This is a genomic window from Rhodococcus sp. 05-2256-B1 (assembly GCF_002258465.1).
GTDB classification, from domain to species: domain Bacteria; phylum Actinomycetota; class Actinomycetes; order Mycobacteriales; family Mycobacteriaceae; genus Rhodococcoides; species Rhodococcoides fascians.
Genome location: NZ_NOZA01000031.1, coordinates 202,769 through 219,982 on the forward strand (window position 1 = coordinate 202,769; position 17,214 = coordinate 219,982).

General features: G+C 65.8%; 14 protein-coding genes. 1 reads left to right on the plus strand and 13 read right to left on the minus strand.

Translation table 11 applies throughout. From position 1 onward, the window contains the following. Nucleotides 1–5: 5 nt before the first annotated feature. From trmD to ftsY, 12 genes are all read right to left on the minus strand, one after another. Nucleotides 6–686: a tRNA (guanosine(37)-N1)-methyltransferase TrmD gene (gene trmD / locus CH285_RS20955; protein WP_032370788.1), complete on the minus strand. Its 681-nt coding sequence runs from the start codon at nucleotides 684–686 to the stop codon at nucleotides 6–8. Between the two features lie 3 nt (nucleotides 687–689). Beyond that, on the minus strand, nucleotides 690–1,229 hold the full coding sequence (rimM, locus tag CH285_RS20960; RefSeq protein ID WP_032391541.1) for a ribosome maturation factor RimM: 540 nt from the start codon (nucleotides 1,227–1,229) through the stop codon (nucleotides 690–692). Between the two features lie 15 nt (nucleotides 1,230–1,244). After that, nucleotides 1,245–1,487 carry an RNA-binding protein gene (locus CH285_RS20965; protein WP_027496687.1) on the minus strand — a complete coding sequence of 81 codons (243 nt, stop codon included), beginning with the start codon at nucleotides 1,485–1,487 and terminating at the stop codon, nucleotides 1,245–1,247. After that, entirely contained in the window at nucleotides 1,484–1,963 is a 480-nt protein-coding gene (gene rpsP, locus CH285_RS20970) for a 30S ribosomal protein S16 (protein ID WP_032366399.1), read from the minus strand. Before rpsP ends, CH285_RS20965 begins: the two co-directional genes overlap by 4 nt. Before the next feature lie 171 nt (nucleotides 1,964–2,134). Then, nucleotides 2,135–2,929: a CPBP family intramembrane glutamic endopeptidase gene (locus tag CH285_RS20975; protein ID WP_255032473.1), complete on the minus strand. Its 795-nt coding sequence runs from the start codon at nucleotides 2,927–2,929 to the stop codon at nucleotides 2,135–2,137. A gap of 73 nt (nucleotides 2,930–3,002) precedes the next feature. Then, on the minus strand, nucleotides 3,003–4,121 hold the full coding sequence (locus CH285_RS20980; RefSeq protein WP_094643028.1) for an amidohydrolase family protein: 1,119 nt from the start codon (nucleotides 4,119–4,121) through the stop codon (nucleotides 3,003–3,005). A gap of 11 nt (nucleotides 4,122–4,132) precedes the next feature. After that, on the minus strand, nucleotides 4,133–5,692 hold the full coding sequence (gene ffh / locus CH285_RS20985; RefSeq protein ID WP_032366589.1) for a signal recognition particle protein: 1,560 nt from the start codon (nucleotides 5,690–5,692) through the stop codon (nucleotides 4,133–4,135). A 153-nt stretch (nucleotides 5,693–5,845) separates the two neighbouring features. Then, on the minus strand, nucleotides 5,846–6,805 hold the full coding sequence (locus CH285_RS20990) for a M23 family metallopeptidase (protein WP_094643029.1): 960 nt from the start codon (nucleotides 6,803–6,805) through the stop codon (nucleotides 5,846–5,848). Between the two features lie 202 nt (nucleotides 6,806–7,007). Further along, nucleotides 7,008–9,539 carry a [protein-PII] uridylyltransferase gene (locus CH285_RS20995; protein ID WP_094643082.1) on the minus strand — a complete coding sequence of 844 codons (2,532 nt, stop codon included), beginning with the start codon at nucleotides 9,537–9,539 and terminating at the stop codon, nucleotides 7,008–7,010. Next, on the minus strand, nucleotides 9,529–9,867 hold the full coding sequence (locus CH285_RS21000) for a P-II family nitrogen regulator (protein WP_019664269.1): 339 nt from the start codon (nucleotides 9,865–9,867) through the stop codon (nucleotides 9,529–9,531). Before CH285_RS21000 ends, CH285_RS20995 begins: the two co-directional genes overlap by 11 nt. 72 nt (nucleotides 9,868–9,939) lie before the next feature. Further along, a complete protein-coding gene (locus CH285_RS21005; protein ID WP_371832919.1) occupies nucleotides 9,940–11,244 on the minus strand; it encodes an ammonium transporter in 1,305 nt (434 codons plus the stop codon). 186 nt (nucleotides 11,245–11,430) lie between these two features. Further along, nucleotides 11,431–12,786, minus strand: a complete 1,356-nt coding sequence (ftsY, locus tag CH285_RS21010; protein ID WP_094643030.1) for a signal recognition particle-docking protein FtsY — start codon at nucleotides 12,784–12,786, stop codon at nucleotides 11,431–11,433. 97 nt (nucleotides 12,787–12,883) lie between these two features. Here ftsY and CH285_RS21015 point away from each other — a divergent pair, with 97 nt between their 5' ends. Next, nucleotides 12,884–13,516, plus strand: a complete 633-nt coding sequence (locus tag CH285_RS21015; protein WP_094643083.1) for an MSMEG_1061 family FMN-dependent PPOX-type flavoprotein — start codon at nucleotides 12,884–12,886, stop codon at nucleotides 13,514–13,516. A 7-nt stretch (nucleotides 13,517–13,523) separates the two neighbouring features. Here CH285_RS21015 and smc read toward each other — a convergent pair whose 3' ends face one another. Next, nucleotides 13,524–17,198 carry a chromosome segregation protein SMC gene (gene smc / locus CH285_RS21020; protein WP_094643031.1) on the minus strand — a complete coding sequence of 1,225 codons (3,675 nt, stop codon included), beginning with the start codon at nucleotides 17,196–17,198 and terminating at the stop codon, nucleotides 13,524–13,526. Between the last annotated feature and the right edge of the window lie 16 nt (nucleotides 17,199–17,214).

Genomic DNA, 17,214 nt, shown 5'->3' on the forward strand with positions numbered 1-17,214 from the left:
CAACGTCAGTCCGTCAGTAGATCCGGGCGTCGGTCCGCTGTTCTGCGCAGAGATTGCTCTCGACGCCAGGCGGCGATCTTCGCGTGATCGCCGGACAACAGAATCTCGGGGACGTCGAGTTCTCGCCATCGGGCCGGCCGGGTGTAACTAGGACCTTCCAGCAGCCCATCGGAGAACGAATCCTCTTGGTGGGACTGCTGGTTGCCGAGTACGCCCGGCATCAATCTGACGACGGCCTCGGCCATGACCAGTACTGCCGCCTCGCCGCCGATGAGAACGTAGTCTCCGATGCTGACTTCCTCGACCCGAACGCGGCGTGCGGCGTCGTCGAACACGCGTTGATCGATGCCTTCGTAGCGACCGCACGCGAACACGAGATGCTGTTCGGTGGACCATCTTTCCGCCGTACGTTGTGTGAACGGCACCCCCGCGGGAGTGGGGACGACGAGGAGCGACTCGTCGGTCAGCACGTGGTCGAGTGCGTCACCCCAGACGGTCGGCTTCATGACCATTCCCGGCCCGCCGCCGTACGGGGAATCGTCGACGGCCTTGTGCACGTCGTGGGTCCAGGAGCGCAGGTCGTGAACGTCCACCGATACCAGCCCGCGATCGATCGCCTTACCGAGCAGAGCAGTACGCAGTGGGGTGAGGTATTCCGGGAAGATGGTGACGACGTCGAGGCGCACGAACTACTCCGGATCCAGCAAGCCCTCGGGCGGATCGATCTCGATTGTCTTGTCTGCCAACGACACAGAGGTCACGATGGCCGAAACGAAGGGTACGAGAATCTCGGAACGACCGGATTGCTCATCGGCAGGGGGCGTGATGGACAGCAGTTCGCCTGCTGCCGAGTGCAGGACCTCACGGACGGTACCGACGACGGAACCGTCGGTCAGTACCACGGTGAGGCCTTCGAGTTCGTGATCGTAGAACTCGTCCGGATCGTCGGACGGCGGGAGATCGGTCGATTCGACGACGAAGAGAATTCCGCGCAATTCGTCCGCTGCGGTCTTGTCGTCGATACCGTTCAGACGCAGCAGAAGCCGCCCGGAGTGTTCCCGGACGGCGTCCACCGTGTGTGTCACGGGCTGTGCATTCGATCGTGGCTTGCGGCCACGCAGAACAGTTCCGACGGCGAATCTGTCGTCGGGGTCGTCGGTGCGAACCTCGACAACCACTTCACCTTTGATGCCGTGCGACTTGGCGACACGACCGATGACCAGCTCCATGATGGGTTACGTGACCTATTGGTCCGTGTCGACGACGTCGACGCGGATGCCGCGACCACCGATTCCGGAGACGAGAGTGCGCAGCGCCGTAGCGGTGCGACCACCGCGTCCGATGACCTTGCCCAGGTCGTCGGGGTGCACGTGAACTTCCACGGTGCGTCCACGACGGCCGGTGATCATCTCGACGCGAACGTCATCGGGATTGGCGACGATGCCGCGAACGAGATGTTCGACGGCATCGGCGACAACGGCACTCACTTCTCAGCAGCCTCGGCGGCCGGCGCGTCTGCCGTCTCGGTTGCTGCAGCGTCGGTGGTCTCCGCGGCAGCGGAATCGTCCGACTTCGGTGCCTTCTTCTTCTTGGCGGTGGTGGCCTCGCCCTGGGGCTCGGAATCCGCCTGCGCCAGCGCAGCGTTGAAGAGGTCGAGCTTCGACGGCTTCGGCTCGGCGACGCGGAGGGTGCCCTCGGTGCCGGGCAGGCCCTTGAACTTCTGCCAGTCGCCGGTGATCTTCAGCAGTGCCTCGACGGGCTCGGTCGGCTGCGCACCGACGCCCAGCCAGTACTGCGCACGCTCGGAGTTGATCTCGATGACGCTGGGGTCCTGCTTGGGCTCGTACGTCCCGATGGTCTCGATTGCACGGCCGTTACGGCGGGTGCGGGCGTCGGAAATGACGACGCGGTAATGCGGGGTGCGGATCTTGCCGATACGCATGAGCTTGATCTTGACGGCCATGTTCTGGTGAAGCCTTTCGAGGAGTGGTCACTGCGCAATTCAGCGGTTCGCACGGCATGCGAACCCGGTTTTGCGTTGGAGTTGTCGTGACCGCCGCGCGGTACGTAACCGGAGACGGGCGAACAGCGGTCCATTCTGCCAGACGACCACCCGATACCCTCAATCGCCCGGTCAGGCCAGCAGAATCACCAAAGCCGGAAAGGTGTTGTTGACGGAGTGAGCCGTGGTCGACGCGACGATCGAGCCACTTCTCATTCTCGCGATGCCGATGGCGAGTCCTCCCCACAGCAGGACGACGAAGCGCCACCATTCTCGGTGCCAGATGGCGAACATCACCGCCGTGATCACCAGTACCACCCAGCGGTTGCCCAGCCACGCCATCGGCATGGGTCGAGTGCGTTTTTCGAGAGCTCCCCACAACATGCCGCGGAACATCGTTTCTTCGCAGATCGGTGCGCCGATCCAAATCCACACCGCGAAAACGACTTTCCACCCCATGGCGATGTCTGCCATACCGCCCAGCGGTGCCTGATCCTGAAAATCGATACGCGAGAGCAGCACGAGTGCGAGCAGCACTCCACCGACGAGGGCGACTCCACCCCAGGCCAGACCGGATCGGATATGACCGACGAGTTCGTGAACGGATCTCGGTAGCCCGAAGTCGACGACGGGGCCGTTGCCCCTCGACATCGTGACCGCCACCGCCAGTCCTGCGGCGAGCAGGCTCGGGATCATGATCCCCACGACGAACAGCGGCGAGGACTCCGAGGACACGACCAGGCCGAGGAGCAGGAACCCGGCAAGATTGAGGCCGAGCACGAGGGCGGCCGCCGGCAGTCCCCACCGTTGGCCGGGTCTGCGCTCCGCAGCCGCTGCTTCGGCACGCCAGTATGTCTCGGACAGTCCCGAGCCCTGCTGTTGCACGTGATTCATCGGTGCCATTCCCGCCCAGCTGGGCCGGTTCACGCCGAACTCCCCCGCGCCTCCTGGTGTGCGGCCGAACTGGTCGGCACCGAATCGGTCCGGGCCTTGCCGCGGATCAACCATCGCCGTATTCCGATCCACTCGCGGCGCGTCCGCGACGATCGGTCACGCGGCCGCGCAGAATCACCAGCTCGGGGTTGGACAACACGTCCGCTCCCCCGCGCGGGTCGTCGGAGTACACGACGAGATCGGCGGGCGCACCGTGCTCGAGCCCACCGCGCCCCAGCCACGACCGGGCGTCCCAGCAAGCAGCACCGAGCGCGTCGGTCGGTGACAATCCGACGCGTCCCAGAGCGTCCACCTCGTCGGCGATGCGGCCGTGCGCGATGGATCCGCCGGCGTCGGTTCCGGCGAAGATCGGGATACCTGCGTCGTGGGCACGGCCGACGGTGTCGCCGACTCGCGCATGCAACGCGCGCATGTGCCGGGCGTAGACCGGGTAGCGGGTGGCCGAGTCCGCGATGCCGGGAAAGGTCTCGATGTTGATCAACGTCGGCACCAACGCTGTCCCGTGCTCGACCATCATCTCGATGGTCTCGTCGGTCAGGCCGGTGCCGTGTTCGATGCAGTCGATGCCTGCCGCGATCAGTCCGGGGAGTGCGTCTTCCCCGAAGACGTGCGCGGTGACGCGTGCCCCTTCCGCATGGGCCGCGGCAATGGCGTCGACGAGGATCGCGTCGTTCCAGAGAGGCCGGAGGTCTCCCACCGAGCGGTCGATCCAGTCACCGACGAGCTTGACCCACCCGTCGCCGAATCGCGCCTGTTGCGCGACCGCCTCGGGAAGTTGCGATTCGTCCTCGATGTCGACCGCCAGGCCAGGGATGTATCGCTTCGGGGAGGCGATGTGCCGACCCGCCCTGATGATGCGCGGAAGATCGTCGTGGTCGTCCAACGGCCGCGTGTCGACCGGAGATCCCGCGTCACGCAGCAGCAGAGCCCCGACGCCTCGTTCGGTCTCGGCCTGCGCGATCGACCCAGCCAGGTCGGTGTGTCCTCCGCCGTACTCGATGCCGACATGACAGTGCGCGTCGACGAGCCCGGGCAGGATCCACCCGCCGTCGTGGATGAAGTCGGCATCGGCGATGGGCTCCGTGGACAGGACGCCGCCGTCGATCCACAGGTCGATCGGGGACTCGTCCGGCAGCCCGCGTCCCCGCACCCGCAATGCCGACACCGCAGGCCCGCTTACTTCTTCGGCAGCTTCAGCTGCGAGAGATCGATTCCCTCGAGTCCCGGCGGCAATTGATCGAGGCCCTTGGGCATCGACGACAGGTCGGGCATTCCGGCAGGCATTCCACCCGGCATTCCGGGGAACCCGCCGCGGATCTTCGGCTGTGTGGGCCCGCGAGCACCCTTCTTGCCTTTCTTGCCCTTCTTGTTGTTGCGCACCTGCTTTCGCGCACCCGGCATACCCATCCGACCGGCCATCGCCGACATCATCTTGCGTGCCTCGAAGAACCGATCGACCAATTGGTTGACGTCGGAGACCTTCACGCCCGAGCCGTTCGCGATCCGCAGTCGTCGGGAGGCATTGATGATCTTCGGATCGGTGCGCTCCTGCGGCGTCATGCCGCGAATGATCGCCTGCACCCGGTCCAGTTGCTTCTCGTCAACATTGGCCAGTTCTTTCATCTGGCCCGCGCCGGGCAACATTCCCAACAGATTTCCGATCGGCCCCATCTTGCGAACGGCCATCATCTGCTCGAGGAAGTCGTCGAGCGTGAGCTGGCCGGAGCCGATCTTGTTGGCGGTGGCCTCGGCCTGCTCGGCGTCGAAGTGCTGCTCGGCCTGCTCGATGAGGCTGAGCACGTCGCCCATGCCGAGGATGCGACTGGCCATGCGGTCGGGGTGGAAGACGTCGAAATCTTCGAGCTTCTCGCCGGTCGACGCGAACATGATGGGCTGCCCGGTCACCTCGCGCACGCTCAGTGCTGCGCCGCCGCGGGCATCGCCGTCGAGCTTGGTCAGCACGACACCGGTGAAGCCGACTCCGTCGCGGAACGCCTCGGCGGTACTGACGGCGTCCTGGCCGACCATGGCGTCGAGAACGAACAAGGTTTCGTCCGGCTCGACCGCGTCGCGAATACCGGCGGCCTGGCTCATCAGCTCGGTGTCGATACCGAGACGGCCTGCGGTGTCGACGATGACCACGTCGTACTGCTTGCTGCGAGCCTCGGCCACTCCGGCGCGGGCCACCTCGACCGGGTCCGCGGCCGACACGCCGAGCGCGTTCTCGCCACCGCCGATGGACGTGCCCGGGTGCGGGGCGAAGACTGCCGCGCCTGCCCGTTCGCCGACGATCTGGAGCTGGCTGACGGCACCGGGACGTTGCAGGTCACAGGCGACGAGAAGCGGGGTGTGCCCCTGCCCCTTCAGCCACTTGGCGAGCTTGCCCGCCAAGGTCGTCTTACCGGAACCCTGCAGGCCGGCCAGCATGATGACGGTGGGCGGGTTCTTGGCGAACACCAGTCTGCGTGTTTCGCCGCCGAGGATGCCGACCAGTTCCTCGTTGACGATCTTGACGACCTGCTGAGCCGGGTTGAGTGCGCCCGATACTTCGGCACCCTTGGCGCGGACCTTGATGCGGTTGATGAACTCCCGCACGACGGGCAACGCCACGTCCGCCTCGAGCAGGGCCAGTCGGATCTCGCGGGCTGTGGCGTCGATATCCGCACCGGACAGTCGACCTTTGCCACGCAGGTCCTTGAGAGTCCCGGTCAACCTGTCGGAAAGGGATTCGAACACCGATTGCACTCCTGAGCTAGCCGATCACCGAAAACGAGCCGAGTCCGGCACTGTCACCAGACCGAGTCCGGCGTTGTCACCAGACTAACGCCAGCCCACCTTATCCTCGCTCAGGGCGTCGGGCAGTGAGTCCGTTCGGTGCGGTGCGACCGGTCAGGCCTTGCTTGCCGAATCACTCCACGTCACAGCCACGCCGCGGGTGGAGAGCCACTGTGCGGGATCGACTTTGACGCCGGCGGGATCGTGCACCTCGAAATGCAGGTGCGGGCCGGTCGACTGACCGCGATTGCCCACAGTTGCGATCTGCTCTCCGGCTGTGACCCGCTGACCGGGCTGCACCGAGAAGTCGTTGACGTGACCGTAGATGGTCTCGGTGCCGTCGTCGTGCAGAACCTTGACCCAGAGTCCGAAACCTGACGCCGGTCCCGCATCGGACACCGTGCCGTCGGCTGCAGCATAGATGGGCGTGCCGATCGGGGCGGCGATGTCCAGTCCGCTGTGCTGAGTGCCCCACCGCGAACCGAAGTTCGACGTCAACACTCCGGCGACGGGCTGGACCGTCGCCTTCTTCAACGAACGCAGACTCTCGAGCGGCGACGCCGGCCCGGCACCAGTTCCACCGAGTCCGACGTCGTCGAGCCACTGCTGGGCCGCGGCGTCCACCTCGGGGCCGAGAGCGGCGAGCGGTCCCGGAGTCGGTGCCTGTGTCGCGGCGTCCGACGGGACTGCCGAAGGATCGGTCTGTGGGGCCGGAGCCAAGTCCGGTGCGGCCTGCGGCGCCGCACCGAAAGGCGGCGCGAACTGCGGCAACTCGAACTGCGGTGGCACGAACTGCGGTGGTACGAACTGGGGCAGCTCGAATCCGGCAGGCAGCACACCCTCCGGGACGGCGAAGGGGAATCCGGCCGCGGGCGGTTCCGGGACGGGTGCCGCGCCTGCGGTGCCCGCGCCCATGGTGGTCGCGCCGACGACGATGGCGCCGGTTGCGGCGACGATGGTGGCCGCACGCCTGCCGGTGTCCTGAACTTCCTCCGCGGCGCGATGCTTGCCACCGGGCGTACCCGATGCCGTCTCGGCCGGTACGTAGATGTTCGACCGTCGGTGTGATCCCACAGTGCGCGCCTCTCGAAATGTCAGAATTGGAGCCTGCAGGAACGACGAGACGTTCGAGCAGCGGAGCCGGCAGTTCGGCCCGAAGGGCCTGCTGCGTCAGGTGACGAACATAACAAATCGGTCTCGGGGGTAAACCCATCGGCCGGAAGTTCGTGAAATGTCACCACGGCATGTCGGTTTCCGACGAACTTCCGACCAACGGTCAAGTGCCCTCGGGCTTTTCCGGGGGTTTGGGCGGTTCCGGCGATGGCACGACGGCGAGGAGCGCGCGTTCGAGATCCTCGCGCACAGCCCGACTGTCCGCGCCGGCCAAGTCGACGCAGAAGGAATCGACCACAGAACTACCCAGCGTCGATACCCGCGCCCAGCGAATATCGAATCCCTGCTGCTCGATTGCGCTCGCCAATCGACACAGCAGGCCGAGGCGGTCCTCGGCTCGCAGTTCGAGCACGACCTGACCCGGTTCGTTGTCGTCGAACCACAGCACCCGAGGCGGAGCCTGGGCGTACAGGACCGGCACAGCCGAATCCTCGCCGTCCTCGTCCGAGGTCTCGACGCGGGCGTCTCGTTCCTTCGCGTCGAGCACGGCGACGAGGTCGAGCTCGCCCGCCTGCGCACGGATGATCTCCTGCCGGATCAACCCCGCCTGCGGTGGAGCACCGAACAAGGGTGCGACATCGAACGAGTTGATCGCCGAACCGTCGTGACTGCCGAGCGAGGCCGACAGCACCCGCAAGGAATGCAGTGCCAGCACTCCGGCCGCGTCGGACAGCAGTCCCGGAGTATCGGGTGCAACCACGGTCACGACGAAGGTGTGCAGACCGTCGGTGGGCGTGATGTCGACGTGCACTCCCCCGCGCGAGGCCAACTCGATGTGCGCCGGGTCGAGCGGATCCGGCGACGGCAGAGTCTCTCCCGCCATCACCAGCCGACAACGACGAACGAGTTCACGGATCAGCGACGCCTTCCAGTCCCCCCACACCCCGGGTCCGGTCGCGAGAGAGTCCGCCTCGGCGAGTGCATGCAGAAGCTCCAGCAGAACGGTGTCCGCACCGAGCGCATCCACGACGGTCTGCACGGTTGCCGGGTCGTCCAGATCGCGCCGGGTGGCAGTCTCCGGCAGCAAGAGGTGATAGCGGACCATTGCCGTCAGCAGGGCCACGTCGGAGGGCCACAAGCCGAGCCGGTTACCGATCTGAACGGCGAGATCGGCACCGACGACGCTGTGGTCGCCGCCGCGTCCCTTTCCGATGTCGTGGACGAGCGCGCCGAGCACCAGCAGATCGGGACGAGCGACACGTGTGGTCAATGCACTTGCGTACGCGGCAGTTTCGACCAGGTGTCGATCCACCGTCCAGGTGTGCACCGCATCTCGAGGCGGGAGATCTCGAACCGCACCCCATTCCGGAATCAGCCTGCCCCACAATCCGGTTCGATCGAGCGCCTCGATGGCCGCGATGGCCTTGCGGCCGGATCCCAGCAGCACCAACAGATCGTTGAGTGCTTCCTTGGGCCACGGCTCACGGAGTTCGGGGGCGCTGTCGGACAGACGGTTGAGCGTGGAGGCAGACATCGGCATGCCGGTCTGAGCCGACGCTGCCGCAACCCGCATGATCAGACCCGGATCCTTGTTCGGTCGTGCATCGCGTGCCAGCACCACCTCGCCCGCGTGCTCGACGACTCCCTCGTCCAGCGGACGGCGAACGGGTACGCGACGTAGACGCGAAAGACCGCGTCGCGGAAGCGAATTGCCGGCGGTACGCAAACCCACATCGACCGAGTAGCTGATGGTGCGTGCCGAATCGCTGAGCACACGAGCGAGATCGAACCGATCGCCGATGCGAAGCGCAGCACCGATCTCGTCGGCGTCCTGCGCACGCAGCTGATCTCGGGCACGACCGGCCACCCGGTGAAGTTCGGTACGCACGTCGAGAAGTCGCCCGTGCGCGAATGCCAAACCGCCGCCGGGTGATTCGGGTCCCAACCCGGGCATGCCATCGGTCAACTGAGCAATCGAGAGGGCGTCGAGCAGTTGCACGTCGCGCAGCCCGCCGCGGCCGCTCTTGAGGTCGGGTTCGGCACGGTGTGCGATCTCGCCGCTCCGTGCCCAGCGCCCCTGAGTCTGGCCGATCAGCTCGTCGAAGCGACCGCGAATTCCGGTGCGCCACTGCCGACGTATGCCACCGATCAACAGGTTGCTCAATTCCACGTCACCGGCGATGTGGCGTGCTTCGAGCATGCCGAGTGCTGCGGTCATGTCCGCCGCGGCAACCTGCAGGGCCTGCGGCACGGTACGCACACTGTGATCGAGCTTGATGTGGGCGTCCCACAACGGATACCAGAGCTTGTCGGCGACGTCGGCCACGATGCGGGGGTCGAGATCGTCGTGCAACAGAATCAAGTCCAGGTCGGAGTACGGCAGCAGTTCGCGACGCGCCAGACCTCCTACTGCGACTATCGCGAAACCGGAATCCGGCTTCACGCCCAGTTCTGCGCCCTTGGTGGTCAGCCAGAACTCGTGAAGATCGACGAGCGCCTGCCTGAGCGAGGGCGCATCGAGTCGGCGGTTGCGGGTGCCGCCGTCGAGCAGTTGCTTTCTGGCCCGAGCGAGATCCGCAGCTGCATCGCTCGTGCCCTTCGATGCGGAGCCCGTAGAGACCGAAGGCCCCGGTTCTGGCGCGCGTGCGCCAGAACCGGGGCCCCCGGACCGAGACCCTGTGGGGTCAGAGCGCATCGGCGCCACGTTCTCCGGTACGGACTCGGATGACCGAATCCACCGGGGAAACCCACACTTTGCCGTCACCGATCTTGCCGGTGCGGGCTGCTTCGACGATGACCTCGACGACCTTCTCCACTGCGGCGTCGTCGACGACTACCTCGACACGCACCTTCGGAACGAAATCGACCGAGTACTCCGCACCTCGGTAGACCTCGGTGTGGCCCTTCTGGCGGCCGTAGCCCTGAACCTCACTGACGGTCATTCCGAGCACGCCGGCCTGTTCCAGCCCCGTCTTGACGTCCTCCAGGGTGAACGGTTTGACGATTGCCGTGATCAGCTTCATTTTTGCTTCCCTTCACAAGACCTCGAGTGCCCGTTGTCGTACGGTGCAGCGTTCATCTCTATCTCTACCTTGTCAGGCGAAATCATATGCAGTCTCGGCGTGCTCGGCCTCGTCGATGCCGTTCGCCTCTTCCTCGTCCGTCACGCGCCAGCCCAGCGGCTTCAGAGCGAAGGCGATGACCGCGGTCACGATTGCCGTGAAGATCAATGCGAACAACGCGATGACGATCTGCACGACGAGCTGCTTGTAGTCACCACCGTAGAACAGGCCGGTCTCGGATCCGAGGAAGCCGATTCCGATGGTGCCCCACAGGCCTGCGACCAGGTGGACGCCGACGACGTCGAGCGAGTCGTCGTAGCCGAACTTGAACTTCAGTCCGACGGCGAGAGCCGACAGCACGCCGGCGATGACGCCGAGGATCATGGCTCCGACCGGGGTGAGCGCGCCGGCGGCCGGGGTGATGGCGACCAGACCTGCGACGATGCCCGATGCGGCACCGAGGCTGGTTGCGTGTCCGTCGCGGATGCGCTCGGTGATGAGCCAGCCTGCGATGGCCGCTGCGGTGGCCGCGGTGGTGTTGACCCAGGCCACGCCTGCGATGCCGTCGGCGGCGAATGCCGAACCGGCGTTGAATCCGAACCAGCCGAACCACAGCAGCGCTGCGCCGAGCATGACGAACGGAAGGTTGTGCGGACGGTAGGCGACCTTGCCGAATCCGGCTCGCTTGCCGATGATGATCGCCAGGATCAGGCCTGCGATACCGGCGTTGATGTGCACGACGGTTCCACCGGCGAAGTCGATCGGTGCGACGTTGGCGACGGTGTCACCGTCGTCGTTGACCATCGTTCCGAAAATCTTTGCGGCCAAGCCCTTCTCGGAGCCCGACAGCAGCCCACCACCCCAGACCATGTGTGCCAGCGGGAAGTACGCGAGGGTGACCCAGATTCCGGCGAAGGCGAGCCAGGTGCCGTACTTGACTCGACCGGCGATCGAGCCGCTGATCAGGGCGACCGTGATGATGGCGAACGTGACCTGGAACGCTACGTCGATGACGTTGGCGTAACCCCATGCGCCGGCGATGTAGTTGCCGTCCGCGTCGGTGATCGAATCCTTGAGTCCGAAGAACTCGAACGGGTTGGCGAAGATACCGCCGATGTCCTGGGTGCCGTAGGACATCGACCATCCCCACAGGAAGTAGATGATCGAGACGACGGCCATAGCTCCGAACGACATCATCATCATGTTCAACACGGACTTCGACTGCGACATACCGCCGTAGAAGAACGCCAAGCCCGGCGTCATCAGCAGTACCAGCGATGCTGCCATCAGCATCCACGCGGCGTTGCCGGAGTTGGCCAACATATCCTCGGGACTCACGTACACCCTCCATTCTCCTGCACACCGGTTGGCGCGCCGTTACGCAAGAAGAGTGGTTTCACGAAGTTTCATCCGTGACACTCGGGTGTTTCGGGCATGTGAACGCATGACCGAATTCTGTTGCTAAAAGGTTTCGTGCTGGCGTTTGTGCTTTTTACCCGGTTCGCGGGAGCCCGGCGAGGTCGATCAACCGAGCAGTGCGTCGACGAACGCCCCTGGCTCGAACGGAGCCAGATCGTCGGCACCTTCGCCGAGACCGACGAGCTTGACGGGTACCCCGAGTTCCCGCTGTACCTGAAAAACGATGCCGCCCTTCGCGGTTCCGTCGAGCTTGGTCAGCACGACACCGGTGATGTCCACGATCTCGGCGAAGACGCGCGCCTGAGTCAGTCCGTTCTGGCCGACCGTCGCATCCAGAACGAGCAGCACGTCGTCGACGTGGGCCCGCTTCTCGATGACGCGTTTGACCTTGCTCAGCTCGTCCATCAGACCGGACTTCGTGTGCAGGCGACCTGCGGTGTCGACCAGCACCACGTCGACTCCGTTCTCGATTCCCTTGCTCACCGCGTCGAAGGCAACGGCGGCCGGGTCGGCGGCTTCCTTACCGCGCACCACTTCGGCACCGACTCGCTCGGCCCAGGTCTGCAGCTGATCCGCGGCAGCAGCGCGGAACGTGTCGGCCGCACCGAGGAGCACTCGCCGGCCGTCCGCGACCAGGACACGGGCGAGCTTGCCGGTGGTCGTGGTCTTGCCGGTGCCGTTGACTCCGACGACCAACAACACCGCAGGCGCGCCGTCGTGCGGAAGCGCGCGAATCGAACGATCGAACTCCGGATGCAGTTGCGCCACCAGAATTTCCCGCAGCAGGGCTCGCGCATCGGCTTCGGTACGAATACTGCGAGCTGCCATCTGCTCGCGCAGCGTACGCATGATCTCCGTCGTCGTGGCCGAGCCGATGTCGGCGATCAGCAACGTGTCCTCGACCTCTTCCCAGGAGTCCTCGTCCAGGTCTCCGCCGCCGAGCAATCCGAGCAGGGACTTGCCCACCGCGGACTGGGAACGAGCCAGACGTCCACGAAGACGGTCCAACCGACCCTCGGTCGGATCGATGGTGTCCAGTCGAGGAGCAGGTGCCTCGGCGTCCGGGGCGGGTTCCGGCACCGCAGGCGCGGTGGGCTCGGCCGGCTCGGCGGGCTCGACAACCGGCACCTGAGGCTCGACGACCGGAACCTCGGGGTCGAGGACCTCCGGCTCGTCCCGAGTGTGGGTGGGTGGCACCGGCGTCGGCTCGACCGGGAAGGTCTCGACAGGCTTCGGGGCAGGCGGGACGGGCTCGGCGGTCGCAGTGCCCTGACTGAACGAGAAACCGCTGCCCGCGGTGTAGCCACCGGATCTGTCCTTGGTGGCCGCGTCCTCGATTCGGGCGGCCTCGTCCGACTTGAGGGACACTCTCCGGCGATGAGCCAGAACGAACCCGGCGACGAGGACGACGAGCAGGACGGCAGCGATCGCCGCGACGATGATCCACGCTTGATTACTCACGTGACCATCCTCTCAGGTGGTCACGACCGAACGCATCGGTGGTGCATCGCCGAAATGGACTGTCCGCCGTCCGGGTCGTGTCGATAGCATCGTCGCCATGACGTGGACCACGGTGCGCGACGCCGACCAACTGACCGCCATGTTCGGCGAACCCAGCTTTCGGGCGGCTAACAAGGATCGCCGGACCCTGCATCCACTCGACGTGCAATGGCTCGCGGCCTCGCCTTTCTGCCTGATGGGAACCTCGGACGCGAGCGGGCGGTGCGACGTCTCCCCCAAGGGTGATCCGCCCGGCAGCCTGGTCCACGTCATCGACGAGGCCACGATCGCACTGGCCGAACGGCCCGGTAATCGTCGAATGGACGGCTACCGCAACATTCTCGAGAATCCGTTCGTCGGCCTGAACTTCTTCGTGCCGGGGCGCGGCGACACCCTGCGCATCAACGGTCGCGCGTCGCTGGTGACCGACGCACCGTTCTTCGACGAACTACAGGTCAAGGGCCACCGACCCATCATGTGCCTCGTCGTCGACATCGAGCAGGTGTTCCACCACTGCGCCAAGGCATTCATGCGGTCCAAGTTGTGGCAGCCGGACACGTGGGATGCGGACTCCATTCCCGATGTCGCGTCCTTGACGAAAGCGTTGATTCCGCAGGCACCCGAAACGGTGGAAGAACTCCGCGAGTACTACGGGCCCTCCTACGCCGAGCAGCTCTACCCCGAGAAGTAGCGCAGCCTCACGTCGCGGAATCGGTGTCGCTGGGCACCGACACGTCCGGTTCGGCGGCCTCGACGGCAGGTTCGACTGCATCGACGGCGACGCGCTCGCGATTGAGCCGCTGCGAGATGACGGTGGTGATGCCGTCACCGCGCATACTGACGCCGTAGAGGGCGTCGGCCACTTCCATCGTCGGCTTCTGGTGCGTGATGACGATCAGTTGCGACTTCTCGCGGAGTTGCTCGAACAAACCGATGAGTCGCCGCAGGTTGGTGTCGTCCAGCGCTGCTTCGACCTCGTCCATCACGTAGAACGGCGACGGTCGAGCACGGAAGATCGCCACGAGCATCGCAACGGCCGTCAGCGACTTCTCGCCGCCGGACAGCAGCGACAGTCGCTTGACCTTCTTGCCGGGCGGCCGTGCTTCCACTTCGATTCCGGTGGTGAGCATGTCCGACGGGTCGGTCAGAATCAGCCGTCCCTCGCCCCCGGGGAACAGTTTGGCGAAGACACCGGTGAATTCACGCTCGACGTCCAGCCAGGCCTCGGTGAACACCTGCAGGATGCGGTCGTCCACGTCGGCGACGACCCCGAGCAGGTCCTTGCGCGCGGACTTGACGTCCTCGAGCTGGGTGGACAGAAAGTTGTATCGCTCTTCCAGTGCCGCGAACTCTTCCAGAGCCAGCGGGTTCACCTTGCCGAGCGTGGCCAGATCCCGTTCGGCGCGTTTGACACGCGCCTGCTGAGTGGCGCGGTCGAACGGCATCGGGGCGGGTGCCACCACCTGCTCACCGCGTTCCTTGGCCGCCTCGTACTCGGCCATTTCGAGTTCGGTCGGAGGCAGCGGGACGTCGGGGCCGTATTCCGCCACCAGATCGTCGAGCCCGATCCCGTGCTGTTCGAGAATGGTCGTCTCGAGTTGCTCGATGCGCAGGGCGGCCTGGGCACGCGCCACCTCGTCGCGGTGCACCGCGTCGGTGATCGAGGCCAACTGTCCCTGCAGTGCCCGAACCTGCTCCTTCACCGTGTCGAGTTCGGCTGTGCGTGTTGTCCGTTCGGCCGAGAGCTCGTCGCGCCGTCGTGCGGCAGCAGCGACGACCGCCCCGAGACGAGTCGCGAGCTCTTGACCCGACTCCGCCACTGCGGCAGCGACCGCGGCAGCATGACGCCGAGCCGCGCTCTCCCTCTCGGCCCTGGCTCTGGCCTCCCGCTCGGCTCGCGCCGCCCGGCGTAGCGAATCTGCCCGTCCCCGGACCGACTGCGCACGCTCCTCCGCGGTGCGCACGTTCAGCCGAGCTTCGACTTCCACGGCGCGAACCTCGGTGAGCGCGGCCGCCGCCATTTCACGCTCCATCGTGGTGGCCGCGTCGCCGCTCTCACCGTCTCCCACGAACCCGGATTGTTCGTCCTCGGCGGATCGCAGGCTGTCTTCCAGCTCGGCCAGCCGAGCGACCGCTTCCTCGCGACTCGTCTCTGCCGAATCACGCTGCGTCGTCAACCGTGCCGACTCGGCATGAGCAGACCGCGCCAATTGACCGAGCCTGCCCAGCTGCTCGTACACAGCTGCCATTGCGGCATCGGATTCATTGAGGGCAGCCAGAGCCTGCTCCGCCGATTCACGTCGGTCGCGCTGTTCCGCGAGTGCACCGGAAAGGGCTGCATCGAGTTCCTCGGCCCGGCGCACGGCCGCAGCCAGCTCGACGGTCGAGGTGTCGATGGCGGATTGCACTTCGAGCGTGCTGGGCCGTCGGTCCGATCCTCCGGTCACCCACCCGGGTTCGACGACGTCGCCGTCCTTGGTCACCGCGCGCAGTCGGCCGTTGTCGGAGACGAGTCGGTGCGCGGTGTCGAGCGAGTCGACGGCGACCACGCCGTCGAGCAATGCCGTCATGGCACCGGCCAAGCGGTCCGGGTAGTCGATGAGATCGAGCACCCACCGCGCGCCATCAGGAAGTTCGGGGCGCGAGAGTGGTTGCACTGCAACGGAACTGCTGTGCACGATGGCAGCGCGACCACCGTCCGCGGCGCGGAGCGCCAGGACTGCATCGCGGGCAGCGGCGAAGGACTCTGCATGGGCAGCGTCGGCCGCCGGTCCCATCGCGACTGCGACCGCGATCTCGTATCCCGGCTCGACCGTCAGGTGCCCGGCCAGCAGTCCCGACAGTCCGTCCTGTTCGTTCTCCACCAACCAGCCGGCACCGTCTTTTCGTTCGAGGCCCATCGTCAGCGCCTCGATCCTCGCTTCGAAGGACGCCACCCTCTTACCCGCGGTGCGTTCCTCTGCCTGCAATTCCGAGACACGCGCATCGGCATGACGTAGCGCAGCCACTGCACGCTCGTAGTGGGTGTCCAAGCTCAGTTCGCTGGCGTCGAGGGTGCCGATCTGGTCCTGCACGCTCTCGAACTCGCGCTGGGCCGCCTCGCCCCGTTCACGGGCCTCGTCGATGGCCACCGACAGGCGTGCCACCTCGGCGTCGATAGATTCGACCTTGGTCCGGAACGTATCGACCCGCCCGGACAAGCGTGCAAAGCCCTCCCTGCGATCGGCCACCGCACGCACGGCCGCCAGGTGCGCCCGTTCCGCAGCCGCAGCCGCCGACTCTCGTTCGGCCAACTGTTCGCGGGCCGCTTCGAGGGTTTCCCGCGCCATCTCCACGGCTTCGACGAGTTCCATCTCTTCTTCGGCAACCCGCTCGGCCTGTGCCTCCAGCTCGTCGGGGTCCTGCCCTCGGCCGGCGCTCTGCACGGAGTCGAGGTGCCGGGCCCGCTCGTGCGCGATGCGAACAGTCGCGTTGACTCGTTCGGCCAGCGCGGAAAGTCGAAACCACGTCTGCCCGGCTGCTTCGGCGCTGGGCGTCAGGCGAGCGACGGCTTGCTCGTGTTCGGCGAGGGCGACGGTCCCCGCCTCGAGGGCGTCCTGCACCATCGCGTACTGCTCGCGAGCCGCTTCCTCGTCCTGCGTCTGGTTGGCGAATTCTTCTCGCCTGGCCACCAAATCGTCTGCCGCCAGCCGTAGGCGAGCGTCGCGCAGGTCTGCCTGCACCGTCTGCGCTCGACGTGCGACCTCGGCCTGCCGACCCAACGGCTTGAGTTGCCGACGCAGTTCGGTCGTCAGATCGGTCAGTCGCGCGAGATTGGCCTGCATCGCGTCGAGTTTGCGGACCGCCTTTTCCTTGCGTTTGCGGTGCTTGAGAACGCCGGCAGCTTCCTCGATGAATGCTCGCCGGTCCTCCGGGCGGGATTCGAGAATCGCCGCCAGCCGGCCCTGCCCGACGATCACGTGCATCTCGCGCCCGATACCGGAGTCGCTCAGCAGCTCCTGGACGTCCATCAAACGGCAGGAACTTCCGTTGATTTCGTACTCGCCCGCACCATCGCGAAACATGCGGCGGGTGATCGATACCTCGGAGTAGTCGATCGGCAGCGCTCCGTCGGAGTTGTCGATCGTCAGCGTCACCTCGGCCCGACCCAGCGGCGCTCGACCCGAGGTTCCCGCGAAGATGACGTCTTCCATCTTGCCGCCGCGCAGGGCTTTGGCACCCTGCTCGCCCATCACCCAGGTCAGAGCATCCACGACATTCGATTTGCCGGAGCCGTTCGGTCCGACCACGCAGGTGATACCGGGCTCGAATCGAAGAGTCGTCGCCGAAGCGAAGGACTTGAAGCCCTTGAGCGTCAGACTCTTCAGATACATAGCGTCCGTACTTTAC

Bases quoted from the DNA above. Each gene is read 5' to 3' on its own strand.
- rimM (WP_032391541.1), bottom strand. From the start codon at position 1,229: ATGGAGCTGGTCATCGGTCGTGTCGCCAAGTCGCACGGCATCAAAGGT.
- rpsP (WP_032366399.1), bottom strand. From the start codon at position 1,963: ATGGCCGTCAAGATCAAGCTCATGCGTATCGGCAAGATCCGCACCCCG.
- CH285_RS20995 (WP_094643082.1), bottom strand. From the start codon at position 9,539: ATGCGCTCTGACCCCACAGGGTCTCGGTCCGGGGGCCCCGGTTCTGGC.
- CH285_RS21000 (WP_019664269.1), bottom strand. From the start codon at position 9,867: ATGAAGCTGATCACGGCAATCGTCAAACCGTTCACCCTGGAGGACGTC.
- CH285_RS21015 (WP_094643083.1), top strand. From the start codon at position 12,884: ATGACGTGGACCACGGTGCGCGACGCCGACCAACTGACCGCCATGTTC.
- smc (WP_094643031.1), bottom strand. From the start codon at position 17,198: ATGTATCTGAAGAGTCTGACGCTCAAGGGCTTCAAGTCCTTCGCTTCG.